The following is a 25331-nucleotide window of genomic DNA, read 5'->3' on the forward strand; positions in this document are numbered from 1 at the left end:
TTCGCACACTCAACCTCAACCTCAACCTCAACCTCAACCTTAACCTTAACCTCAACCTCAAAGTGAACTACATTTCCACCGAAAACCTCACCAAATCCTACGGGCTCAAAGTATTGTTTAAAGATATTTCCTTCCATATCAATGAAGGAGACAAAATCGCCATTGTCGCAAAAAATGGCAGCGGCAAATCTACTTTGCTTAAAATTTTGATGGGAAAGGAAATCGCGGATTCGGGAACAGTGACCATCAACAAAGACATTCAGGTGGTTCTGTTTGACCAGGAAATTGATTTCGAAGGCGAACTGAATGTGGAGGAGTTTATGATGACTTTGGATTCCGCACCGATTTTGGCCTTGAAGAATTACCACCACGCATTGCACACCGAAAATGCGGATGACATGGAAAAAGCCCTCGCCGAAATGGAAATCCACAAAGCATGGGATCTGGAAAACGAAATGAAGCAGATTCTCTCGCAACTGAAAATCACCGATTTGGAGGCGAAAATGAAAACCCTTTCGGGGGGACAAATCAAAAGGGTCGCATTGGCAAAACTGCTTTTGGAAACGCGTGCCGAACACCGTCATACGCTTTTGATTATGGACGAACCGACGAACCACCTCGATGTGGATATGGTGGAATGGCTCGAAAATTACCTGTCAAAAGCAATGGTGACTTTGCTTCTGGTGACTCACGACCGGTATTTTCTGGATGCGGTTTGCGACATCATTTGGGAAATGGAGGATTTCAACCTCTATGTCCACAACGGAAGTTACGCGACTTACCTTGAAAACAGGATGATTCGGGAAGATAATTTGAACTCGACCATCGACAAAGCCAACAATCTTTACCGAAAGGAATTGGAATGGATGCGCAGACAGCCAAAAGCAAGAACCACCAAATCAAAATCGCGCATTGACGCATTTTACGAAACTGAAAAAGTGGCGAAAACCGATACCAGAAAGCAAAAACTGGAACTGGATTTCGAAATGAAGCGTTTGGGGAAAAAGATTCTCGAACTTAAAAATATTGATAAAAGTTTTGGCGAAAAGCTTTTGCTTAAAGATTTTTCTTACCAGTTTCAAAGGGGCGAAAAAGTGGGAATCGTTGGAAAAAACGGCGCGGGAAAATCCACTTTGCTGAATATCATCCAAGGTTTGGAACCTTGTGACAAAGGCGAGATCGAAACCGGTGAAACCATCAAATTTGGGTATTTTTCGCAAAAAGGACTGACTTATAAAGAAGATGAGCGGGTGATTGATTTCATCAAAGAAGTGGGTGAAAACTTCCCTTTGGCAAACGGAAGAACCATTTCTGCATCACAGTTTTTGCGACTGTTTTTGTTTGATGACCAAACGCAATATTCTCCAATCTCCAAACTTTCCGGAGGCGAAAAAAGGCGTCTGCATTTGATGTATGTCCTTTATCAAAATCCAAACTTCCTGATTTTTGACGAACCCACGAATGATTTGGATTTGCCGACTTTAACTGTTTTGGAAAACTTCCTTTTGAATTTTCAGGGCAGTGTTATTATCGTTTCCCACGACAGGTATTTTATGGACCGGATTGTGGACCATGTTTTGGCGTTTGAAGGTGATGGAAAAATCAAGGATTTTGTGGGGAATTTTTCTGAATATCGAGAATTTAAAAAGACACAAGATGCGGGTAAAAAGAATCAAGTGGAGGAAGAAACACAGCAAACTCCAATCAATTCAGACGATTCCAAACGTCCCCAAACCAAAAACAAGTTAACCTTCAAAGAGCAACGCGAACTCGAAACCCTCGAAAAAGAAATGCCCGAACTCGAAAAGAGAAGGAATAAAATTATGGACCAACTCAATAACGAAACCGATTACGAAAAGATTTCCGTTTTGTCTAAAGATCTGGAAACCGTTTCCGAAAAATTAGAAGAAATGGAAATGCGTTGGCTGGAATTGCAGATTGAGTAGGGGAAATTAGTAATTAAGAATTAACAAATAATAATGAAATTTTGCTTTGACACCTGGCTTTTTCAGATAGCGATCCAATAGTAATTAGATGGTGTTGTTATTAGTTGGCGAAAAAGTTTTAGACCTGAAATCTACCTGTCGGCAGACAGGCCTGAAATCTACCTGTCGGCAGACAGGCTTGAAACTTGAAACCCCAAAACATCAAACCTTAAACCTTAAACCTAAAACTTTAAACTCCCATGTCTTCCCGCCTCGAACCCAAATACGGCCTTTTTACCGCAATCTCTTTAGTCATCGGACAAGTCATCGGTTCGGGGATTTTCTTTAAAGTTGATGATGTGCTTTTTGCGACTCAGGGCAATGCTTTGGCTGGATTGCTCGGTTTTATCATCGTCGGAGTGAGCGTGGTTTTTGCGGCAGTTTCAATGTCGAACTATGCAGAAATTCTTCCGAAAGATGGAGGTATTCTGAATTATGTGGAATACCGTTTTGGCAAAAAATCGGCGGCATTTGTGGGTTGGATGTATCTGAGTTTGTTTTATCCGTTGCTCACAGCGGTGCTTTTCACGGTTTCGGGGATTTATATTGCTCACCTGATTGCCGAGTTTGTCGCCTTTAAGCCAATTTTCCTGCATTATTCACTGATCGGAATTTTGAACTTGTGCCTGTTTTTGGGAATGAATATTTTCCGGCCGAAAAGCAGCGGGATTTTCCAGCAGTTGACCACGGTCATTAAATTGATCCCCTTGATTTTTATTGCATCCTTGGGAATTTTAAGCCTTGTGAAAGGAGATGTGGAAGAAGCCAATACTTTTAGCCACGCGGCAAAAACCGTTGGTGAGAACCAGAACTTTTGGTTGCTGGTTGCAGCGAGTTTTATCCCGATTTCATTCGCTTTTGACGGATGGTATATTGCGACCCAACTTTCCGGCGAAATCAAAAATTCTTCAAAGAACCTCCCTAAAGCACTGATTATCGGTACTTCCGTCGTTTTGTTCGTTTATGTATTATATTATTGTGGAATTGTTCTGCGGATGAACAGTGCGGCAATTTTGACTTTAAAGGATACCTATATCACGGAATTTTCCAGAAATATCGCGGAGAAAAGTGGTGCGGTCCTGATTCAGCTTTTTGTCATTATTTCAGTTTTGGGAACATCTAATGGCTTGCTCCTGGCTTCAACCAGAGTTCCTTATCAGTTTTACAATCTGGAGAAATCCAGGAAGTTCCTCAATTTAGGGAAAGTGAGTGAAAAGACCAATACCCCGATCAATAGTGCAATTCTGGCGTTTGTGATCATTTTCGGGTACATTGTTTTTTATTATTTCACCAATACTTTGGATTTCTTTACCAACATCAATTATGACCTTTCCGCCATTCCCATTGCTTTCATCTATATGGTAAATGGCGCATTATTCTTGGGTTTGTTGTCCTTGATTAGGAAGAATGTTTTTAAGGGAAACCGTTTCGTGAAATATTTGATGGCCATTATTGCAATTCTGGGAGTTGTTTTGGTTTTGGTTGGAACGGCTACCGCGCAAAACGGAATTTCCTATATTTTAATCAGCGGATTTTATGTTTTAGCGGGTCTTTTCTTTGTTAAACTGCGCTCATGACGAAAATCATCACTAATTTTTCTGATTCATTGCCAGCATTTTAAACGGTCGTTTTAATTTTTATTTAGAATAGTTCAAAACAAATTTTGTGAAAACAAAGTTCTTGTTTACATTTGCACCATTATTTTAATTAATTCTAAATAAAGGTTATGACGAAGAAGGTGTTATCTGTGGGATTAGTGGCATGTGCAATTTGCGGACAAGCACAGTTGATGTATAAAGCGGAAAACGATACATTGAGGATTCAGGAAATTGAAGACATCTACATGCACCGAACCGGAAATCCAAACCAAGCGCGGATTTCTTCTGCCAAATCCAATATCCCTTCCATTGAAAATCCACAGCCGATCGCGGTAGTTGCCCACGAAATTATTGAGCAGCAACAATCGAAACAGCTGAGCGACGTCATTAAAAACGTAAACGGAATCTATCTGACTTCGTCAAGGGGAGGTTCTCAGGACAGTTTTGGAGGACGTGGATTTACCTTCGGAAATGAAAATATGTTCAAGAATGGAGCGAAAGTAAACAGCGGAATTTTTCCGGAAGTTTCTTCGTTGGAACGGGTGGAAGTTTTGAAAGGAGCCAATGCAATGCTTTACGGAAATGTTGGGCCGGGAGGAATCATCAACTTAATTACCAAAAAGCCGCGTTTCAATTTTGGTGGAAGTGTTGCCCTGAACGCCGGAAGCTGGAATACTTACAAACCGACCGTCGATATTTTTGGACCGCTATCAAAAAAGGTCGCTTTCAGAATCAATGGGACTTACGAATATGCGGATAGTTTCAGAGATGTGGTGAATTCGCAAAAACAGTATTTCAATCCATCCTTCGCATTCAATATCGGTGAAAATACCCAGATTATTGTGGAAGGAGATTATCTGAAACACCACTTCACTCCGGATTTTGGGGTGGGTTCTCTATCTGATTTTCAAACCGGAATTTCTACCTTAGAGACGGGCTTGAGCAGAAATCAGTTTTTAGGTGCGGATTGGCAATATCAAACCAATCAAATGGCGACAACCGATCTCATTATCAACCATCAGTTTAATGACAACTGGACTTTGAATTCGGTAATCGCCTATCAAAATTACACGAAAGATTATTTTTCAACTGAAAGAGTCCAATGGTATTACAATTCCACTAAGCAACCGGACAGAAGTTGGCTGCGACCACTGAACCGAACTTATAACGAACAAAATTATGCTTCCGCGCAAATCAATTTAAACGGCGAATTTAAAACTGGCAAATTAACCCATAAAGTTTTGTTCGGAACAGATGGAGACTTCGGAAATACCGATGCCTACACTTATTTTAATCCGGCCAACGGCAAACCTTATGGTACTTCTTACCTGTATGGAACCCTTGGAAATTCCAATGGAATTCTTTTGCTCGATGATCCTTCAACCTGGGTTTCGGGAGCAATGCCCGATTCTGAAAGGAAAAACAGAAGCAGAATCATCACTCAGAGATTCGGGGTTTACGCGCAGGATTTCGTAGAAATCACTCGGCAGTTCAAGATTTTGGCAGGAATCAGATATTCAAATCTTGAAAATAAAGATACCGAAGTGAAAGACTTCGCAACTGGAACGGAAACCACAAACCTAAAAACCGGAACCAGGGATTTTGCATTTTCGCCGAAAGCAGGTTTGGTTTTCACGCCTACTGAAAATATGACGGTTTATGGAACTTACACCAATTCTTTTGTGCCAAATTCCGGGTTTTCGATTGATGATCAGGCATTGAAACCAACGGTTGTAGACCAATATGAAATTGGCTTGAAAAAGAACATGTGGAACAACACCATTGCAGTGAACTTCAGCGCCTATCAAATCGACAGCAGAAATAATTACGCCACTGCAAGATTCAAGGCAGATGGAACGCCAAATTCCGATTCCACCATTAAAGAGTTCGCCGGAAAAGTGAGAAGCAGAGGATTGGAACTTGACATTACCGGAAATCCGACTCCCCAACTTTCGCTGATCGGAGGGATTTCTTACAACCACGCCGTGTATTTGGAAACTCCCGCAGATTATGGATTTGTGGAGAATCAAAGGATCGCAAGAACTCCTGCGGTTACCGCTAATGCATCGGTTTTCTACAAATTCCGCAAACAACTCGACGGACTGATTTTGGGTGCGACCACTTTCTATACCGGCGACCGAAAAGCAGGTTGGAACGATACCAAAAATCAATCGCAAGTGACCAGGATGATTGATGTGAAAGGATTTGCCACAGTTGATTTTTCCGTGGGTTATGAGTTCCAAAAATTCCTGATTCAGGGAAAAATCGGAAATGCCTTTGATGCCGAGAGTTTCAATGTTCACGAAAACTATTCGGTAAATCCGATTACACCGAGAAACTTTTATTTGACGCTTACTTATAAACTTTAATCAATAGAACGATTCAAACTTCAGATTGCTGGAAACAAAAATTTAATTCATATCAGATCAAGTGGAGATCCCGGTTTCTACTTTTTAAATAAAAAAAAAACAAAAAACAGAAAACGAATGGACAGAATTAACAACACGAGATCTTTCATGAGGATCGTTCACCGGTATCTCGGGTATTTTATGGCGGGAATCATGGCGGTTTATGCGGTTAGCGGAGTTTTAATGATTTATCGCGACACCGATTTCTTAAAGCAGGAAAAGAAGTATGAGAAGGTTTTTGAAAAAAATCTGGACGAAAAGCAACTCGGAAAAGAAATTAAAATGAAAGGATTTGAAGTGCAAAAGACAGAAAACGGAATCCTCTATTTCAAAAACGGAACCTATAATTCCTCGACCGGTGAAGCGAAATATACCAAAATGGAACTTCCCTACGTTCTGGATAAAATGACCAAACTCCACAAGTCCCAGTCAAAAGACCGACTTTCGCCTCTGAACGCATTTTTTGGAATCTCACTTTTCTTTTTCGTGATCTCCAGTTTTTGGATGTTCAATGTAAAGTCGAAAGCATTTAGAAGAGGAATGATTTACACCGGAGCAGGATTGATTTTGGCGATAATTTTGGTCTTTATCTGATACTTTCTTCAGACTTTGTTTAAAAGTTTAGACAATTATCACATTGACACATTGTGAGGTTAGTAAATTTTCATAACTTTGCACCCTTAAATAATTAATCGGGACGAGTTCCCACAAAATCAAACATTTATGTCAGTAAAAATTAGATTACAAAGACACGGGAAAAAAGGAAAACCTTTCTTCCACATCGTAGTTGCCGATGCAAGAGCAAAAAGAGACGGTAAATTCATCGAGAAATTGGGAACTTACAATCCGGTTGCAAATCCTGCAATTATCGACCTGAACGTGGATTCAGCGGTAAAATGGTTGAACAACGGTGCACAGCCAACCGACACAGCTAGAGCGATCCTTTCTTACAAAGGAGCACTTTACAAAAAACACCTTCAAGGTGGTGTTGCTAAAGGTGCTTTTGACCAAGCTGAAGCTGAAAAGAGATTCAACGCTTGGTTGGAAAACAAAGAAAAACAAGTGGAGGACAAAAAATCTTCATTGTCAAAATCTAAAGCAGATGCTAAAAAAGCAGCTTTAGAAGCTGAAGCTAAAGTAAACCAAGCGAGATTAGATGCAGTAGCGCAGGCAGAAGCAGATGCTAAAGCAGCTGAAGAAGCGAAATTGGCAGAAGAAAAAGCTGCTGAAGAAGCTGCAAACGCTCCAGTCGCAGAAGTTGCAGAAACTTCTGAAGAAGTGGCAACAGAAACTCCTGCTGCAGAAGCAGAAGGAACTGAAGAAGCTCAAGCTTAATTCTTTAGAATTAAAACATACACAAAGACGCCATTTTCGGCGTCTTTGTTATTTGGAAAGGGTTTATCTTTGTGGAAAATTAGCTCAGCAAAGGTTAACACATTCATCAAAGTTAATATTTGTCGGTTTTGGCCGAAACCAATAATTGAAATAATGAAAAAAGAAGACAGCTACTTTTTGGGAAAAATCACCCGAAGACACGGATTACAGGGAAATGTATTCCTGAAATTGGATACCGACCAACCGGAAATGTACCGCAAACTCGATTCCATTTTTATTGAAATCAACGGTCTGCTCGTGCCGTTCTTCATCGCAAAACAATCCTGGAGCAAGAACGACACGCTCATCATTTCCTTTAAAAACGCCACCGAACCATTGGTGGACCAAACCATCGGACGAGACGTTTATCTTCCGCTTTCCACATTGCCCAAACTCTCCGGAAATAAGTTCTACTACCACGAAGTCGTTGGTTTTGAGATCCGTGAAGAAGACGGCAAATCCTGCGGAACCATTGTTTCCGTGAATGACCAAACCGCACAGCACTACTTCATCCTCGATTTGGCAGGAAAAGAAATCATCATTCCTCTGATCAAAGACTGGATTCTGGAAGTGAACCGGGAGGAGAAATTCATCAAAATGGCTTTGCCGGAAGGATTGATGGACGTATTTTTGGTTCCTTCAAAAAAAGACGAATAAAAACATTCGGTTTTTGGGCGACTATTTCCGCGCTCCGTTCCCGCTTTTTTTGCTCCATTTCATTCCACAAAAAAGAGCTCCACTCAGCTCGGGTCGCGAATTTCCGCAAGTTGAAAGGATCCGCTAGAGATTAAAGTAAAAATTCCGTAATTTTGCAGCTATTGATTTTGAATAAATGAGAACGACGATTAAAGAATTACTTTCCGATTACAAAAAACTTTTACACCACGATATTACTGTGCAGGGCTGGGTTCGCGCCTTCCGTTCGAACAGATTTATTGCATTGAACGATGGTTCCACCATCAACAATTTGCAGATTGTGGTAGATTTTGAAAACTTTGATGAGGAAATCATTAAAAATATTTCCACCGCGTCTTCATTAAAAGTGGTGGGTGAAGTGATTGAAAGCCAGGGAAGCGGACAAACCATAGAAATCATCGCCAAAAAAATCCAGATTCTGGGCGATAACTTCACTGAAGAAAGGGATAAAACCATCCTTCAACCTAAAAAACATTCCCTTGAAGTGCTTCGTGAGCAGGCGCATCTGCGATTCAGAACCAATCTTTTCGGGGCGATTTTCCGGGTGAGAAGTGCGGTGAGTTTTGCAATCCACCAATTCTTTAACCAGAATCAGTTCTTCTATATGAATACGCCGCTGATTACCGGTGCTGATGCGGAAGGAGCAGGCGAAATGTTTGGCGTTACTGCATTTGACCTGAACGAAATTCCCCGGGATGAAAACGGCGATATCGATTATTCGCAGGACTTTTTCGGCAAGAAAACCAATCTTACCGTTTCCGGCCAGTTAAACGTGGAAACCGCGATGATGGGATTGGGAAGAGTCTATACTTTTGGACCGACTTTCCGTGCAGAGAATTCCAATACGACACGTCACCTCGCCGAGTTTTGGATGGTGGAACCGGAAGTTGCCTTCAGTAATTTGGAAGACAATATCGATCTGGCTGAAGATTTCCTGAAATACATTATCAATTATGTGTTGCAAAACTGCAAAGATGACCTGGAATTTTTAGACAAAAGATTCGCTGAAGAACAAAAGCAAAAACCGGAAAAAGAGCGCGCATCTGAAGGTTTGATAGAGAAGCTGGAAAATGTGATTAAGAAACGTTTCAAGAGGGTTTCTTACACCGAAGCAATCGATATTCTAAAAAACTCAAAAGAAAATAAAAAAGGAAAATTCCAGTTCCCGATCGAAGAATGGGGAGCGGATTTGCAATCAGAACACGAAAGATTCTTGGTGGAAAAACATTTTGAATGTCCCGTGGTTTTATTTGACTATCCTAAGGAAATCAAGGCGTTCTACATGAAATTGAATGAAGACGGTAAAACGGTTGCCGCAATGGATGTGCTTTTCCCGGGAATCGGCGAAATTATAGGCGGTTCGCAAAGGGAGGATAAATTCCAGGTGCTTATAGATAAAATGAAAGCGATGAATGTTGATGAACACGAACTTTGGTGGTATCTCGATACGCGCAAATTTGGTTCGGTTCCACATGCAGGTTTTGGACTTGGTCTGGAAAGACTGATTCTTTTTGTGACAGGAATGACGAATATTAGAGATGTGATTCCTTTTCCGAGAACACCGCACAACGCAGAGTTCTAAACTGATTTTTAAAGAAAAAGCTTTAAATAAAGAAAAAACTTTCAGAATTCCTGAAAGTTTTTTTGTTGAAAACTTTAATAGCAAAAATCATGCAAATTTATCTTCATTTAAAAATATTTCTTTAAATTCGTAGAGAAAAACTAAAAAACCAGCTGCAATTTGACCATTTAGAAGATCAGTCATCGATGCAGAAAAGCGGTGAAATCTTTTCCGTTATTTTGCGAGAAAAAATGAAACTTCGGATACAGAAAATGCTGTGGAGCTGAACTTCGCAGTCTTAAAACTGAAACACCTGATAAAAAGTAAAACGGATAAACCAATCATCCAATGCTGAAACAAAATCTACAATTAAAACTAGGGCAGAAACTTGCGCCACAACAGATTCAACTGATGAAACTCATCCAGCTTCACACCTTGGAATTCGAGGAGGAATTGGAGCGCGAACTGGAAGAAAATCCTGCACTTGAAAAAGTTCAGGACAAGGAAAAAGAAGAGGACCACACCTCGCTGGACGAAGGTTTTGAAGAAGAAGGAACCGAAAGCATCGATACCGATTTTGATGTGGATGAATATATTTTTGATGACGAACCTTCTTACAAAACTTCTACAAGCAACTATTCTGCAGATGACGAAGAGTTTGATAATCAGTCGCTTTTAACCGAAGGACAATCGCTTTACGATTATCTTTTGGAGCAAATTCACCTGGCAAATATCGAAGAACAGGATCTGAAAATTGCCGAATATATCATCGGAAACCTTGACAATGATGGATATCTTCGCAGAGAAATTAAGCAGATTGTGGATGATTTGGCGTTTTCGCAAGGAATTTATACCACTAAAGAAAAAGTGGCCGATATCCTGGAAAACTACGTGCAGAAACTAGATCCGGCGGGTGTGGCCGCAAGGGATTTGCAGGAATGTCTCCTCCTTCAAATTGAGAAAAAAATAAGTTCGGACAAAGCCGTCAGTCTCGCTGCAAATATTTTGAAAAACCAGTTCGATGCACTTACCAACAAGCATTACAACAAAATTATCCAGAAATATGACATCGAGGAAGAAGATCTGAAAGATGCGCTGGAAGTGATTTCCAGGCTTTCACCGAAAGTTGGAGGAAACTTCGATACCCAAACCATTACCATCAATAATGAAATTATTCCGGATTTTTCAATTCATGTTAAAGACAACGGCAAAAATGGCGTGGAAGTGATTCCTATGCTGAACAGCAAAAATGCGCCAACTCTTCGGGTTTCAGACGAGTACAAAGATATTTTGACCACTTATTCCCATGATAAAACCTCGCCGGAACATAAGCAGGCAGCGCTTTTTATCAAACAAAAACTGGATGCGGCAAAATGGTATATAGACGCCATTAACCAAAGACAAAACACATTGCTTCAGACGATTTCGGCGATCGTAAAACTTCAAAAGGAATACTTTATAACCGGTGACGACAAGTCTTTGAAACCAATGATCTTAAAGGATGTTGCGGACATTACAGGTTTCGATATTTCCACGATTTCCCGTGTCGTGAAGAGCAAATATGCCGATACGCCAAACGGAATTGTCTATCTGAAAGATCTTTTCTCAGACTCGCTGACCAATGATGATGGTGAAGAAGTTTCTACCAAAGAGATCAAAACCCATCTTCAGGAAGTGATCGATAAAGAGAACAAAAGAAAACCATACACAGACGATGCGTTGGTCGGTTTGCTCAAAGAAAAGGGCTACAATATCGCAAGAAGAACCATTGCGAAATACCGTGAACAGCTGAATATCCCGGTGGCAAGATTGAGGAAGGAGCTTTAGGAAAGACCATCCACGGAATTTATGGACCACTAAATGACAAAATTTCTTGGAAATAGTTGAATTTTGCAAAGTGGATTTTGATCCTTTCTTTTTTGTTGGGGAGCGGTTTCAGAAAAAGTAAAAATGATTTTGATTAACTGAGGGACCATTAGCGTTTGTGGGTTTTATCAACATGAATAACAAAAGAAAAAAGGATTTGAGAAATGACTATTGAAAGATCATTCCTCTGTTTCCTCAATTTTCTTTAATTCAGCCAAGTTTTTCCCCAATCGCTTCAGAATAATGCCATACGCAATCCGGTAATAAACCCAAATCAAGACAACAGACAAAATCAAGGTGACCATAAATCCGGTAATAAATCCGATCAAAGTGGGGTGGTTCAGATGAATATTTTGACCCGACAAAGTTGCAAAAGTGAACGCGGCCAATATTCCCAATACCAAAATAATCAACAAGATATTCGCAAAAATAAAATAGTTGACCGTTTTTTTGAATTGGATGATCTGCAGGATCAGTTTTTTAAGGTTTGATTCTATGTTGATGCGTCTGTAATTTCGGTAAAATAAGACCACGAAAACCCCCGTAATCAGCATGCTCACAATTTTTAGTGCAAAATACAGATGGGTGAAATCTTCTTCCAGTTTTGCTGTGTTTTGCACCCCGAGTTTTCCGAGAATATTCAGGAAACTTTCCGTGTCATCGCCCAAAAAAGTGTAGTAAATATTCATGGCAAGAATCACGATAAACTCTGCGATACTGATCCAAAGGATATATTTCACATAATTTCGTGACGATTTGTTCAGCATCTCCTCAATTTGAGTGCCGTCATATTTTGGCTTCACTTCTTGTTGCTGCCAAGTTTTCTTTAAATGATCTAAATCAAAATCAGGCATGTTTTTCCATGAGTTCTTTTAGCGTTTTTTTCAATCGGTTCATTTTCACACGCGCGTTCACTTCGGTAATCCCTAAGTTTTCGGCGATATCGCGGTACGGCAAATCGTCCAGATACATTGTCACGATTGCGCGTTCCACATTGGGAAGCATTTTGATCACTTTGTATAAAGTGGAAATCTGCTGCTGTCTTTCCTCGTCGTCTTCCATGAAATCTTTGTAGTGGAAATCCTGCAGCTCATCCGTTTGCGGTGATTTTGTTTTCTTTCGGAAAAGCGTAATTGCGGTGTTCAAAGCAACCCTGTACATCCATGTCGAAATTTTCGATTGCCCTTTGAATGTGTCGTAGGATCGCCAAAGTTGTAACACGATTTCCTGGAAAAGGTCCTCCTCATCTTCCAGCGAATTTGTATAAAGCCGCGAAACCTTGATAATCAAACCCTGATTATCCTTGATTAATTTGGCAAACTCTTTCTCTTTCGTATTCAAAACTCTTCCGAAAATTTTCGGGAACGAAGATAGAGAAATTTGACGGAAGATGGGATATTGGTGTAGATTTTGGAGGTTCTATGGTCAATTTAGCCTGAAACTTGAAACCACATTTAAACCTCAGACAATTTGTTTTATATTTGCCCAATGATTCTACGCGGAGAAAATTTAATCAAGGAATACGGCCCCAAAAAAGTGGTGAAAGGCGTTTCAGTGGAGGTTTCACAAGGAGAGATTGTGGGTTTGCTGGGTCCGAATGGCGCCGGAAAAACCACCTCTTTTTATATGATTGTAGGTTTGGTGAAACCCACTTCGGGCAAAATTTTCCTGGACAACAAGGAAATAACCTCAGATGCAATGTACCGTCGCGCACAAAAAGGGATCGGTTATTTGGCGCAGGAAGCCTCTGTTTTTCGCAAACTTTCCGTGGAAGATAATATTCTGGGAGTTCTGCAACTCACTAAACTGTCGAAGCGAGAACAGCAAATGAAATGCGACGAACTCATAGAGGAATTTTCTTTGCAGCACGTGCGCAAAAACCGCGGAGACCTGCTTTCGGGAGGCGAAAGAAGAAGAACCGAAATTGCACGTTGTCTGGCAACAAGCCCGAACTTTATTTTGCTGGATGAACCTTTCGCCGGAGTGGACCCGATCGCGGTAGAAGACATTCAAAAAATCGTGCGAAGTTTGGTGGATAAAAACATCGGGATTCTGATCACCGACCACAATGTGCAGCAAACTTTGGCCATCACCCACAAAACTTACATCATGTTTGAAGGGCGGATTTTAAAGGAAGGACTTCCCGCAGATTTGGCGGCAGATCCGCAAGTTCGTGAAGCATATCTGGGCGAAAACTTCGTTTATCAGGATATCCTCAATAAGCCGAAAAAGAAGTCCTACGTTTACAATATTTGGGCAGGAAATTTCGATTCCAAAAACCAATTCCAACATTTCGTGGACGAGAACTTTTCCGCTATTGACAATCTTCGGTTGATTCACGGTTTCGAGGAAATGGGTTTCGCATCACTTTCCAATTCCGAAATCGAGCATATTTTCAATGATGTGGTGGATAAAACTGCCAACAATTCATTCCTCTTCCAGAAAAAGGAAATCAACTCCGCTTACGCTTTGGAGCAAGCCGAATCTGATTCAAGGTCTGCGTCTAAGCCAGAGTTGCACTACTTGACAAGTTATTTATTTAATGCTTAAATAGAAAAATAGCAATAGAATCATTTATCCAATTTTTTTCGATTCCAATGAAAAACACACTCCTCACATTTTCAGTACTTTTCCTTGTTTTTTCTTGCAACAAGATCGAGGAATCTGTCAGCCGAACCATAACCTCCGCAAAAGATGAGGCGCAACAAAAAGCCACAGAAATGGTACAGGAAACAGTGAACGAACAGCTGAATAAGGTGGTCAGTGCGGAAACCGTGAAATTTGAAACTATTTTTCCCAATTCCAATGGCTTATTGCTCGAAAATGAAGTAGGGAAGAAAGTCGCATTTCCCAATGGAACCCCTTTTTATATCTTGAAATATAAAACCGCTGAAATGGATTTGCTCTTAAAGACTTTGGTGGAACAACCAACTTCGGACGAAACGAGATCCAAAAAAGATTTTGAAAAAATCGATGGAACCAACATCGTCGAAAAACTTACTTTCTTTGCGAAGTTTCTTCCTGCAAACACGATCGATATGAGTTTTTTGGATGACCTTAAGAATGATAAAAACATCGAATATTTCAAAATCAAACGTTTCCCAAATGCAAGCACGGTCATCTATAACCCCAAAAATGGAATGGTTTATCAATTTGTGGAAGTGAAAAAGTAAGTTGATGTACAGATTGGGGAAACTTCTGTCAGAATTTTTTGAAGTATTCGAATGATCTCGGAGATTTCCTGGCAAAATGATCCGGTCTTGAAACCATGATGTTTCGGCAATTCCATTGAAATAAATAGAAATAGATGTCCCCACTTATCCAACGCACCATAACATTCGTAAAAGATCAACTTCAAGGCGCGGAAGCCGGTCACGACTGGTTCCATATCGAACGCGTCTGGAAACTTTCCAAAAAAATAGCCCAATCCGAAAATTGCAATTTGGAGGTGGTGGAACTATCCGCATTGCTTCATGATATCGCAGATTCGAAATTTCATGATGGCGACGAAAATTTGGCCTTAAAAATATCCCGTGATTTTCTCGAAAATCAAAACGTGTCTCCCGAAATCATCGAACAGACATTATTCATCATTAAAAATATTTCCTTTAAAAACAGGGGAGAAGTTCGGGGCGATTTGCCGATCGAATTGAAAATTGTTCAGGATGCAGATCGTCTAGACGCAATCGGCGCGATCGGAATTGCGCGAACTTTCAATTTCGGCGGCTTTAAAAATAATTTGATGTACCATCCTGAAATTCCGCCAAAACTCAACATGAGCAAAGAAGAATACAAAAAAAATCAGGGTACAACCATCAATCATTTTTATGAAAAATTATTATTGCTGAAGGATTTGATGAACACCCGAAAAGGAAAGGATTTGGCGGAGGAAAGGCATCAGTTCATGCTTGGATTTTTGGAGGAGTTTTACAAAGAGTGGAATGTGGAATGAATTGATCAGTCAGAATCTCTGGGAAAATTCACTGGAGTGATTTTTTCTGGTCCTTCTAAAGTTGAATTTTGCAATGAGGTGCTCCACCGCAATTTCCACATGCAGGAATCAACTTTAAAACAGAATTTTTTATCTTTACACCATGTTCTACCTGTTTTTTCTGATTTTTATTTTGCTTGTTTTGGCACTATTTTTTTCTGTTTTCAAGGCAGGGAAATTTGGAATCATCGCTAAAGTGTTCAGAGTTGCGGTATTGGTGATTTCGGTTGCAGTATTTGCCATCTATTTCGTTTCCAGGAGTTTGGATTCTTTTGGCGAGAATGCAATGCCGCTGAAAGTCGTGAACAAGTTGCCGATTCCACTGGATTTTTACGTGATCAAGCAAAATGACAGCACCCAAAATAGTGCTAAATTCGTCACGATTCATCTTGGGAGTATCCGGAGTAATTTTTTCCGCACCGAACATCTGGATATGAAGAACGCTGACCAGTATTGGATTACGGGATTTATGGGAAAGAAAAATTTGGTCTATTTTTCGCAGCACAGCGTTCCGGATAAGAAAATAAGCCAGTTTGTGGAAGTGAAAAACTATATCAACCAGAGTGTTAAATTGTCTGAAATTGCCAAGAATCAAATTTCGGAAGCGCAGCTGGAAGCAAGTAAAATTTCAGTTTGGGTCACGCTGGATCTCCTTTTGATCTTCCTGAACTTGGGGGTTTTTTTTAGGAACAAACCATGAAAAATCCCGAATTAATCCGGGATTTTATTTGATTGGAAGAAGCTTCAACTGTCCTTATTTTTTCTTTTCTTTTAAAGCTTCTTTATCTTTATCACTTGGATTCCAGACTTTTACTTCGGAATCTTTCGTCAATCCGGACAGAATTTGAACATTGATTCCGTCACTCGCTCCGAGTTTTACATAGACCTTTTTAAACGAGCCGTCCTTTTGTTTCACTTCCACGAATGGAGCATCTTTTCCGTTTACTTTTTCGTACTGAATCAGTGATTCGTCAAGAAGCATCGCATTTTTTTGGGAGCTTAAGATAATTTCACCATTTGCCGAAAATCCTGCACGGATGTATTCTGCAGTTTTGTTGAAAACATCTCCTTCAATCGGGAATTTTATGGTGCCGCTTTCTTCTTTACCTTTTGGCGCGATCATGGTGACGCGACCGGGAAAAGTTTTATTTTGCAAAGCACCGATGATCACGTTCATTTCCATTCCTTCCTTCAGTTTTCCCGCTTGTGCCTCGTCAATCGTTCCTTGGAAAATCAGGGAATTCAAATCTGCAATGGAGCAAATGGTGGTTCCGGAGTTGAAGGAGTTGGCTTCTATGACCTGGCTTCCAACTTTAATGGGAACATCCAAAACGGTCCCATTGGCTTTTGAGCGGATTTGGGTGGTTGCCAAACTTGCGAGTTCAGGAGTTGCGCCCGTTTTGGCGATTTGCAGATTTTTCTGTGCGGTTCTAAGTTGCTGTTCGGCATTTCTCAGGATCTGTTGTGAAGAGTTCAGCTGCTGCTGCGCAGAAAGAAATTCCTGTTTGGAGATTACCCCCTGATTAAATAATCTTTGTTGCATGGCGAACTGTTTTTGTTGGTTGTCCACACCGATTTTTGCGTTGCTGATTTGTAGATTCGCATTTTGGATTTCCTGTTGTGCTGCATTCACATTTTGAACGCTTGGAACAATTCGGAGTGTTGCCACCAATTGTCCGATGGAAACATGATCACCTTCTTTCACCAAGACTTTGTCGATGATTCCGGACATGTTTGGCTTGATTTCAATTTCCTCTCTGGGAACTATTTTTCCGGTCGCCATCACTTTGTCGTCCATGTTTTTGATTTCCGGCTTTTTGGTCAGGAAAGAATCTGCTTTTTTGGAATTTGACGAAATCAAATAACTGATTCCCGAAATCAAAGCAATTGCGAAAATTAATCCGAGAAAGAGGTAAAGTGCTTTTTTCCAGGTGAATTTCTTTTTCATGTTTCTATTATTTCTTATTACTTAATACTTATTAGTTTAAAGATTTTGGTTGATCTAAAACGGTCCGCGCCTCCATTATTCCGAACGCAGCGCTTCAATGGGACGTATTTTCACAGCTCTTTGCGCCGGAATCATTCCGATCACCAAGCCCAAAATCACCATAATTGCCATCGCCCCGAAAACTTGTCCATAATCCACAGTGGGATTGTAAAAAGGGAATTTGTCCTGATCTTTGGTTAAAAAGTTGATGAACATGAGCAATAAAATTCCAAAAATAAATCCCAGAATTCCCGAAGTTAAAGTGATGACAACGCTTTCCAATAAAATTTGGTTTCTTACTTCCGATGGTTTCGCACCTAATGCACGGCGGATTCCGATTTCTTTGGTCCTTTCTTTCACAGTAATTAGAAGGATGTTTGAAATGGCTATGACTCCCGCCAAAATGGTCAAGGTTCCCACAATGATAGTCAAAAGTTGCATACCGGTGAGAAATCCGGTTAGTTTTCCAAATTCTTTTCCGAGGTTGAAACTTCCAAATGCATTCGTGTCATCCGGTGAAACCCTGTATTTTTCTTTCAGTGTGGATTTTGCTTCATCTTCCACAATATTCAAATCGGCATCAGGTTTACTCACGATGGCGAAGAACCCCACTTTATCGCCATCATTATACATTTTCGTATAGGTGGAAAGTGGGATGAAGACCGTTTTGTCATTATTCATTCCGCCTCCGCGTGGAACTTTGAAAACCCCGATGACCTGGAAAAATATTCCCTTGATGTTAAATGATTTTCCGATTGGGTTTTCATTGAGTTTTGCGTCAAAAAAGTTTTTGTAAACTTCTTCGCCTATCACGGCAACATTTTTATTTCCGCTGATGTCTGCATCATTCAGATATCTTCCGTAAATCAGTTTTTTCTCAGAAATCTTATTGCCGATCGGGTAATCCCCGGTCAAAGTATAAGAAGCGGTTTTCCCGTTTCTGGTCATTTGTTCGGGTGGACTTCCGAAATTACCTCTTGAATTCTGGGGCGAAATATAGTCGATTTCGGGAATTTTCTTTTTCAATAGATCAATATCCGGAAGTCTGATTTCCGTCTTTCTGCCTTTCGGGAAACCATCATAAGGAATCGAGGTGTTCTGCGCCCACATAAAAATCGAATTTGTGGCAAATCCGGAAAAGAGTTTATCAAACCCGTTTTCCATTCCTTTAGCGGCACCTAGCAAACTCACAAACAGAAACATACCCCATCCAACACCGATCATGGTGAGGAAGGTGCGGAGTTTATTATTCCTTAAAGAATGATAAATTTCCTGCCAAGTATCTAGTTTAAAGATGATGTTCATACTTTATTTGTTTAAAGTTTGAAGTTTAAGGCCTGTCTGCGGACAGGTAGATTTGAAGTTTCAAGCTTAAATTTTTTATTGGATTACTCGGCTCGCAGCGCCTCTATCGGTTTAATCCTACTCGCTCTATACGCGGGAACAAATCCAGCAATCAGTCCCGAAATCACCAAACATAGAAACGCCACGATAATCAGTCCCCATCCCACACTGGGATCTTTGATGAAATATTTCTCTAAACTATCACCGATTAAGGAAAGACTGAAAACGCCTAATCCAACTCCGATTAATCCCGAAATAACCGTGATGACAATGCTTTCTTGCATAATTAAAGCGACGATGCTTTTGGGTTTCGCGCCGATTGCTTTTCTCACACCGATTTCCTGAGTCCTTTCTTTCACAATGTAAACCATGATATTGCTGATTCCGATAATTCCCGCCAAAAGAGTTCCTAATCCGATAAAGCCCACGATCAGTGTAATGACGAAAAGAAAGAGGAATGAATCTTTCAGTCCTTCGGCGCGATTGTTCACGTAAACCGCATTTTCGTCGTCTGGGGAGACTTTTTTCCGAGCCTTGATCTCTTTTTTCAGTTGGTCGCCGTATTTGATGGCGTCTTCCGGTTTCATGTTTTCAGAATAGGCAATGAAAACGGTGCTCACCGTGTCCGAGCTTTTTTTCATTTGCTGCAAGGTGGAGATCGGTACACTGATCATCCGCTCATCCCAATCGCCGCCGTCATCGGAGAAGACTCCAATCACTTTGAAAATACTGCCATTAATATCTAAATCTTTCCCAATGGGGTCGCCATTTTTGATCAAATCCCTTTGAACCATTCGTCCGATGACGGCCACGTTTTGTTTTCGGTCAATATCTCCAGGTGAAATAAAACGCCCGTTCAGAAGTTTTCGGTTTTCGATTTTTACCTCGTCCTGATTTGCGCCGCTTATTTGATAGGTTCCGCTTTCTTTGCCATATTTCACCATCAAACTGGTGGAATAGCGTGGTGTGGAATACTGAACTTTTTCCGGTTGCGAGTTGATGATGGCGTCGTAATCTTTATTGTTTAGGGTGACTTGCCTGTCAGATTGCAGCCCTTCATAAGCTATGGTAGTTTTGCCTGTGGAAATGCTGATGAGATTTTGGGCATCTCTCGTAAAACCTTCTTGAAAAGCATTCTGCAGTCCGTTTCCGATACCAAAAAGCACGATAAAAATATAAAGTCCGAGTGCCACCGTAAAGCCGGAAAGTACCGTTCGCAATACATTACTGCGAATAGAACTGAATATTTCTTGCCAGCGGTCTAGGTCAAACATGGTTTTAAAAATGGTCGAGAAACAATTAAAATGAGGCCAGCCAATTCCGCTCGTTTCATGACTTAAAATTTATTATTGATTCAATATTTTTTTCCTTTCAGTATCTCTTTGTGAAATGCTTCACTGAATTTATTTCAAGTATTTTGGCACTTTTCTGTCTTTCGGCAGACCGGTTACCGAGCGCTCTTAAACCAAGACTCTTTGCGTGATCAACTCGTCACTTTCAATAATTCCGTCTTTCAGTATCACATTTCTTTTGGTTTCTGCGGCCACATCCGGTTCGTGTGTGACCACGATGATGGTTTTTCCTTCGCGGTTGATTTCCTGGAGGAGTTTCATGATGTCATACGTTGTTTTCGAGTCCAGCGCGCCGGTTGGTTCGTCGGCAAGAATTACTTTTGGGTCGGTAATCAATGCTCTTGCAATCGCCACTCTTTGCTTCTGTCCACCAGAAAGCTCGTTGGGTAGGTGATGTGCCCAATCCTTCAAACCGACTTTATCCAGATAATCCATCGCTTTTTCATTGCGCACCTTTCTGGAAACGTTTTGATAATAGAGTGGAAGGGCCACGTTTTCCAAAGCTGTTTTATAACCGATGAGGTTGAAAGATTGAAAAATAAATCCCAAAAATTTGCTGCGGTATTCCGCGGCTTTTACCTCGGAAAGATGTTCGATTGGAATGCCGTCAAGTTCATAAGTTCCCGAATCTTTTTCATCTAAAATTCCAATGATGTTCAGCAAAGTGGACTTTCCGGAACCTGAACTTCCCATGATGGAGACAAACTCTCCTTCGTTGATTTCCAGATTGATTCCTTTCAAAACATGGAGTTTGCTTTTTCCGGTATCGTACGATTTGTGAAGGTCTTTGATTACTAACATTAAGAGTAAACTGATTTCACCATTAGTCAAAGTTTTTTTTTGATTGTTACAAAACTCGTGTTACAATTCGATTTGTTTAATTTATAAGTGCTATTATCACGTTATTTTTTTATTACTGTTTAGTTCAATATTGGCTGAAACGGTGATATTTCGTGTCCGTTCTAATTAAACTTAATGAGGAAGCAAGGTCTGTGTGATTGTGGAAAACTTTTGCCATTCAAATTCAGAGATTTAATGTTGGCTGCTTTTTTTATCGCCTTTCATTTTCTACTTTTGTAATTCACACCTCTGGAATACATTTCAGGGACTTGTGGATAAGTTTTATTTTAACTGTTTGAAAATCAGTGATATAATTTTGACTTCGATTTATCCACAACATCAAAACATCAACTTGAAAAAAGCATTTGATTATGGGCATTTTTGACAAAAGGATCAGTTACAAACCGTTTGAATATCCAGAGGTTCTGCAATTTGTGGAAGCCATCAATAAGTCATTTTGGGTGCATTCCGAAATCGATTTCACCGCGGATGTTCAGGATTTCAAATCACAAATGGAGCCGCACGAACAAAATGCGGTGAAACATGCACTTTTGGCAATCGCCCAAATCGAGGTTAATGTGAAGACTTTTTGGGGAAACCTTTACAGCCACATGCCGAAACCTGAACTCAACGGCTTGGGAGCAACTTTTGCGGAATGTGAGTTCCGCCATTCCGAAGCCTATTCCCGGCTTTTGGAAGTTTTGGGTTATAACGAGGAATTTATCGGACTGGTGGAAACTCCTGCCATTAAGAAAAGGATTGAATTCCTGTCAAAAGCACTGAAACACGCCAATTCATCGACTCCGAAGGAATATGTTTCCGCACTTTTATTGTTCAGTATTCTGATTGAAAACGTTTCTTTGTTTTCCCAGTTTGCGATTATTTTGTCGTTTACCCGGTTTAAGGGGTTCATGAAAAATGTGTCCAACATTATCGCTTGGACTTCCGTCGATGAACAAATCCATGCGAATGCGGGAATTTTCCTCATCAACAAAATCCGGGAGGAACAACCCAATTTGTTGACTGATTCCGATATTGAAGACATCTACACTTTGGTGGACCATTCCATTTCCGTGGAAGGCGAGATTTTGGACTGGATTTTCGAGTTGGGGGAAATCGACAATTTTACCAAAGAAGATTTGTTGAATTTCATGAAATACCGCGTTGACGACAGTTTGAAGAAAATCGGAATGAAGACCAGATATAACGTGACCCCGGAACAATACCGCCCAATGATGTGGTTTGAAGAAGAGGTATTTGCTAATTCACTGGACGATTTCTTCGCGAAAAGACCGGTAGATTATACGAAACACGATAAAAGTATTACGGAAAACGACCTATTCTAAAGATTTTCCATTTGGCTAAAATTTACCGATAAACAGGCAAAAGGCAACATTTTCATGGTGGAGGCAAATCGATAATTGTCCATCGCTCGAAGGGCGAAAAAAAATCAGATGACATTTTTGGAGTCCGAATAAAAGCATTAGGTGCGACCACTAATTACGGGCACCTTTCGGAAAAAAGGACGACAGAATTTATTAGCCCCGATTGCAGCGGCATCCTTTTTTGTTTTTTCAAAACAAAAAAGATATAGCGGAAAGCGGGACGGGTTTTTGGAAAAAGCGGAATGTGGCTGCTCCTAAGTAATAAGCTTGGGATTCAACGATTGGTTCGCTCGCAATGACGGACGACGTAAGGTGAAAATATTAGAGAAATAATTCGCGGGTTTCCGCAATGACAAAATAAAATATGGAAGAAAACACGAATATCTGGTGGCTGAATGAGGAGAGCGAGCAAATGCTCAACCGCGGCTACCTGCTGAAAGGCGAAACGGTGCAGGGCGCGATTGAAAGAATTACCACCGCAGCGGCGAAACGCCTCTATAAACCGGAACTGCAACCCGCTTTTGAGGAGATGATTACCAAGGGATGGATTTCTTTTTCGTCGCCGGTTTGGGCAAATATGGGAACGCAGCGCGGTTTGCCGATTTCCTGCTTCAACGTTCATATTCCGGACCATATCGAGGGAATTACCCACAAATTGGGCGAAGTGATTATGCAGACGAAAATCGGTGGAGGAACTTCCGGATATTTCGGGGAATTGAGAAATCGGGGAACGGCGGTTACTGACAACGGAAAATCTTCGGGTGCGGTTTCGTTTATGAAGCTGTATGATACCGCGATGGACGTGGTTTCGCAAGGAGGGGTTCGGAGAGGTGCGTTTGCTGCATATCTGGATATTGACCACGGCGATATTGAGGAATTCTTGTCCATAAAAGATATTGGAAGCCCGATCCAAAACTTGTTTACGGGAGTTTGTGTCCCGGATTACTGGATGCAGGATATGATTGATGGGGACATGGATAAGAGAAAAATATGGGCGAGGGTTTTGGAAAGCCGTCAGCAGAAAGGTTTGCCTTATATTTTCTTTACCGACAATGTGAACCGAAACAAGCCGCAAGTTTATAAGGACAATGCGATGATGGTGAATGCGAGTAACCTGTGTTCGGAAATCATGCTGCCTTCTTCGGCGGAAGAGAGTTTTATCTGCTGTCTTTCCTCGATGAACCTGGAATTGTATGATGAATGGAAAGATACCAACGCCGTGAAACTGGCGATTTATTTCCTGGATGCGGTTTTGTCCGAATTCATTGAAAAAACGGAAGGAAACTATTACCTGCAGGGGGCGAGAAATTTTGCGCTTCGACACAGAGCGCTTGGTTTGGGCGTTTTGGGCTACCATTCTTATCTGCAGAAAAATATGATTCCTTTTGAAAGTTTCGAGGCGACCCAGTTCAATGCGCGAGCTTTCAGACAAATTAAGGAACAGTCTATTCAGGCATCTCAGGAGTTGGCAAATATCTATGGCGAGCCGGAACTGATGAAAGGTTACGGAATGCGCAACACCACGGTGATGGCGATTGCACCAACTACTTCTTCGTCTGCAATTTTAGGTCAAACTTCTCCTGGAATAGAGCCTTTCGCATCGAATTATTACAAGGCAGGTTTGGCGAAAGGAAACTTCATGCGGAAGAATAAATATTTGGCGAAATTGCTTGAGGAAAAAGGGCTCGACAATGAGGAAACCTGGCGTTCAATTATGCTGAATCACGGTTCTGTGCAGCATTTGAATGAATTGACCGCTGAGGAAAAAGCGGTGTTCAAAACTTTCAGGGAAATATCGCCAATGGAAATTATTTCTCAGGCAGCGCAAAGACAGCAATACATTGACCAGGCGCAAAGTCTGAATTTGCAGATTCCGTCAACAATGCCGGTGAAAGATGTGAATTACCTCTACATCGAGGCATGGAAGAAAGGCGTGAAAACATTGTATTATCAAAGGAGTTCGTCGGTTTCTAAGGAGATGATGGTGAATTTTGTAACGTGCTCGAGCTGTGAAGCATAGATTGACAAACTGAATAAAAATAAGGAAAGCTGCGGGAAAATCTGCAGCTTTTTTTGGCTAAAATTTTTTTTCTGGTTTTAATAATTATAATGCTTCTTCAGGATTGCTGGGTGTTGTGCTGAAGTTTCCGTTTTGCTGCAAAATCAATTCGTAAGTCAAGACATTGTTGTATAAAGACTGTTCTTCGTCTTTTCCAAAATTTTCGGCAGTGACAAATCCTCCCTTTATTTCTCCGTTTTTCATTTCCTTTTCGGGATTCCAACCTTTCCCATAATAGAAAAAAGCCTGATAAGTTCCGTTGGGAAACGAAAATGTGTAACGGTCTCCAGCTTGAATATAGGCGTGTCTCACAACTTTGTCATTTTTTTTAATCGTTACCAAAACATCCGAATTATAGGGTGTTTTAACTTCGATTTTGGAGCATCCGTTGTCATTGCAGGATGGATTTCCACCATAATATTTGGAATATGGGGTTGTTCCCGTTGGTAAGGAATTGTCTGCATACAAATCAGATGCATTCAGTTCCACGGGTTTGGTGATTGCATAATCTACAATGTTTTCAGGATAGTCAACATCGGGTATTGCAGCGGAATCGGCGATCACAGCGGCAGAATCTGCTGACGCCGGAAGCTGTTCGATATTTTCTGATTTTTGGCAGGAAATCATTAATAAGAAAGTTCCTGCGCAAATGGTGTATATTGGTTTTTTCATCACAAGCTACTTTAAAAATTTTGCGATTCTTGATTTTGTATTGATCGGCAGATCCGAATTATAAATCTCCTATTTTTTAATGCCCATTTCTTTAAACCATTTCGATAAGTCTTCAAATTGAACTTTTTTTTTATTTTTCCAAATGTACTTTTGGTTTTCCACTTTTCCCTACGGTTTTCCGTAAAACGCAAAAAAAACACGATCTAATTCTCA

20 protein-coding genes and 1 pseudogene are annotated in these 25331 nt (G+C 40.7%); 14 read left to right on the forward strand and 7 right to left on the reverse strand.

The genetic code is table 11. The annotated features are described in order from the left end of the window. The first annotated feature begins 62 nt into the window (after nt 1–62). The 8 genes from ACM44_RS08470 (at nt 63) to rpoN (ending at nt 11449) form a co-directional block, all read left to right on the forward strand. Entirely contained in the window at nt 63–1946 is a 1884-nt protein-coding gene (locus ACM44_RS08470) for an ABC-F family ATP-binding cassette domain-containing protein (RefSeq protein ID WP_048499601.1), read from the forward strand. Nucleotides 1947–2185: 239 nt separating this feature from the next. Further along, nucleotides 2186–3562, forward strand: coding sequence for an APC family permease (locus ACM44_RS08475; protein ID WP_048499602.1), 1377 nt, complete (start codon nt 2186–2188; stop codon nt 3560–3562). A gap of 149 nt (nt 3563–3711) precedes the next feature. Then, nucleotides 3712–5952, forward strand: coding sequence for a TonB-dependent siderophore receptor (locus ACM44_RS08480; protein ID WP_048499603.1), 2241 nt, complete (start codon nt 3712–3714; stop codon nt 5950–5952). Between the two features lie 117 nt (nt 5953–6069). Further along, nucleotides 6070–6585 (forward strand): membrane protein, encoded by a 516-nt coding sequence (locus ACM44_RS08485; protein ID WP_048499604.1) that lies wholly within the window; start codon nt 6070–6072, stop codon nt 6583–6585. 129 nt (nt 6586–6714) lie between these two features. After that, nucleotides 6715–7326, forward strand: coding sequence for a 30S ribosomal protein S16 (locus ACM44_RS08490; RefSeq protein WP_048499605.1), 612 nt, complete (start codon nt 6715–6717; stop codon nt 7324–7326). A 153-nt stretch (nt 7327–7479) separates the two neighbouring features. Continuing rightward, nucleotides 7480–8022 carry a ribosome maturation factor RimM gene (gene rimM / locus ACM44_RS08495; RefSeq protein WP_048499606.1) on the forward strand — a complete coding sequence of 181 codons (543 nt, stop codon included), beginning with the start codon at nt 7480–7482 and terminating at the stop codon, nt 8020–8022. Between the two features lie 175 nt (nt 8023–8197). After that, on the forward strand, nt 8198–9643 hold the full coding sequence (asnS, locus tag ACM44_RS08500; RefSeq protein WP_048499607.1) for an asparagine--tRNA ligase: 1446 nt from the start codon (nt 8198–8200) through the stop codon (nt 9641–9643). A 327-nt stretch (nt 9644–9970) separates the two neighbouring features. Beyond that, nucleotides 9971–11449 (forward strand): RNA polymerase factor sigma-54, encoded by a 1479-nt coding sequence (rpoN, locus tag ACM44_RS08505; RefSeq protein ID WP_048499608.1) that lies wholly within the window; start codon nt 9971–9973, stop codon nt 11447–11449. Nucleotides 11450–11667: 218 nt separating this feature from the next. Here rpoN and ACM44_RS08510 read toward each other — a convergent pair whose 3' ends face one another. Both ACM44_RS08510 and ACM44_RS08515 read right to left on the reverse strand, forming a co-directional pair. Further along, nucleotides 11668–12342 (reverse strand): hypothetical protein, encoded by a 675-nt coding sequence (locus tag ACM44_RS08510; protein ID WP_048499609.1) that lies wholly within the window; start codon nt 12340–12342, stop codon nt 11668–11670. Then, nucleotides 12335–12829 (reverse strand): RNA polymerase sigma factor, encoded by a 495-nt coding sequence (locus ACM44_RS08515; protein ID WP_048499610.1) that lies wholly within the window; start codon nt 12827–12829, stop codon nt 12335–12337. The genes ACM44_RS08510 and ACM44_RS08515 overlap by 8 nt, the downstream gene beginning before the upstream one ends. Before the next feature lie 147 nt (nt 12830–12976). Between ACM44_RS08515 and lptB the strand changes: the two are divergent. From lptB to ACM44_RS08535, 4 genes and pseudogenes are all read left to right on the forward strand, one after another. Further along, a pseudogene (gene lptB, locus ACM44_RS08520) lies at nt 12977–13702 on the forward strand (LPS export ABC transporter ATP-binding protein); the annotation flags it as partial. A 383-nt stretch (nt 13703–14085) separates the two neighbouring features. Continuing rightward, nucleotides 14086–14661, forward strand: a complete 576-nt coding sequence (locus ACM44_RS08525; protein ID WP_048499611.1) for a hypothetical protein — start codon at nt 14086–14088, stop codon at nt 14659–14661. A gap of 134 nt (nt 14662–14795) precedes the next feature. Continuing rightward, entirely contained in the window at nt 14796–15440 is a 645-nt protein-coding gene (locus ACM44_RS08530; RefSeq protein WP_048499612.1) for an HD domain-containing protein, read from the forward strand. Nucleotides 15441–15582: 142 nt separating this feature from the next. After that, a complete protein-coding gene (locus tag ACM44_RS08535; protein ID WP_083993681.1) occupies nt 15583–16179 on the forward strand; it encodes a hypothetical protein in 597 nt (198 codons plus the stop codon). A gap of 54 nt (nt 16180–16233) precedes the next feature. Here the strand turns inward: ACM44_RS08535 and ACM44_RS08540 are convergent, their stop codons facing one another. From ACM44_RS08540 to ACM44_RS08555, 4 genes are all read right to left on the reverse strand, one after another. After that, nucleotides 16234–17427, reverse strand: a complete 1194-nt coding sequence (locus tag ACM44_RS08540; RefSeq protein WP_048499613.1) for an efflux RND transporter periplasmic adaptor subunit — start codon at nt 17425–17427, stop codon at nt 16234–16236. A gap of 75 nt (nt 17428–17502) precedes the next feature. Further along, the gene (locus ACM44_RS08545) at nt 17503–18771 is read right to left on the reverse strand and encodes an ABC transporter permease (protein WP_048499614.1); all 1269 of its coding nucleotides are present in this window, start codon (nt 18769–18771) and stop codon (nt 17503–17505) included. Nucleotides 18772–18854: 83 nt separating this feature from the next. Further along, the gene (locus tag ACM44_RS08550) at nt 18855–20084 is read right to left on the reverse strand and encodes an ABC transporter permease (RefSeq protein ID WP_048499615.1); all 1230 of its coding nucleotides are present in this window, start codon (nt 20082–20084) and stop codon (nt 18855–18857) included. Nucleotides 20085–20270: 186 nt separating this feature from the next. Next, nucleotides 20271–20963, reverse strand: coding sequence for an ABC transporter ATP-binding protein (locus ACM44_RS08555; protein ID WP_048499616.1), 693 nt, complete (start codon nt 20961–20963; stop codon nt 20271–20273). A 410-nt stretch (nt 20964–21373) separates the two neighbouring features. Here ACM44_RS08555 and ACM44_RS08560 point away from each other — a divergent pair, with 410 nt between their 5' ends. Together ACM44_RS08560 and ACM44_RS08565 are read left to right on the forward strand one after the other, a co-directional pair. Beyond that, nucleotides 21374–22348, forward strand: coding sequence for a ribonucleotide-diphosphate reductase subunit beta (locus ACM44_RS08560; protein WP_048499617.1), 975 nt, complete (start codon nt 21374–21376; stop codon nt 22346–22348). Between the two features lie 403 nt (nt 22349–22751). Beyond that, nucleotides 22752–24407, forward strand: a complete 1656-nt coding sequence (locus ACM44_RS08565; protein ID WP_048499618.1) for a ribonucleoside-diphosphate reductase subunit alpha — start codon at nt 22752–22754, stop codon at nt 24405–24407. An 84-nt stretch (nt 24408–24491) separates the two neighbouring features. Here the strand turns inward: ACM44_RS08565 and ACM44_RS08570 are convergent, their stop codons facing one another. After that, nucleotides 24492–25118: a hypothetical protein gene (locus ACM44_RS08570; RefSeq protein WP_048499619.1), complete on the reverse strand. Its 627-nt coding sequence runs from the start codon at nt 25116–25118 to the stop codon at nt 24492–24494. Nucleotides 25119–25331 lie beyond the last annotated feature (213 nt).

Source organism: Chryseobacterium koreense CCUG 49689 (assembly GCF_001045435.1).
GTDB classification, from domain to species: Bacteria; Bacteroidota; Bacteroidia; order Flavobacteriales; family Weeksellaceae; genus Kaistella; species Kaistella koreensis.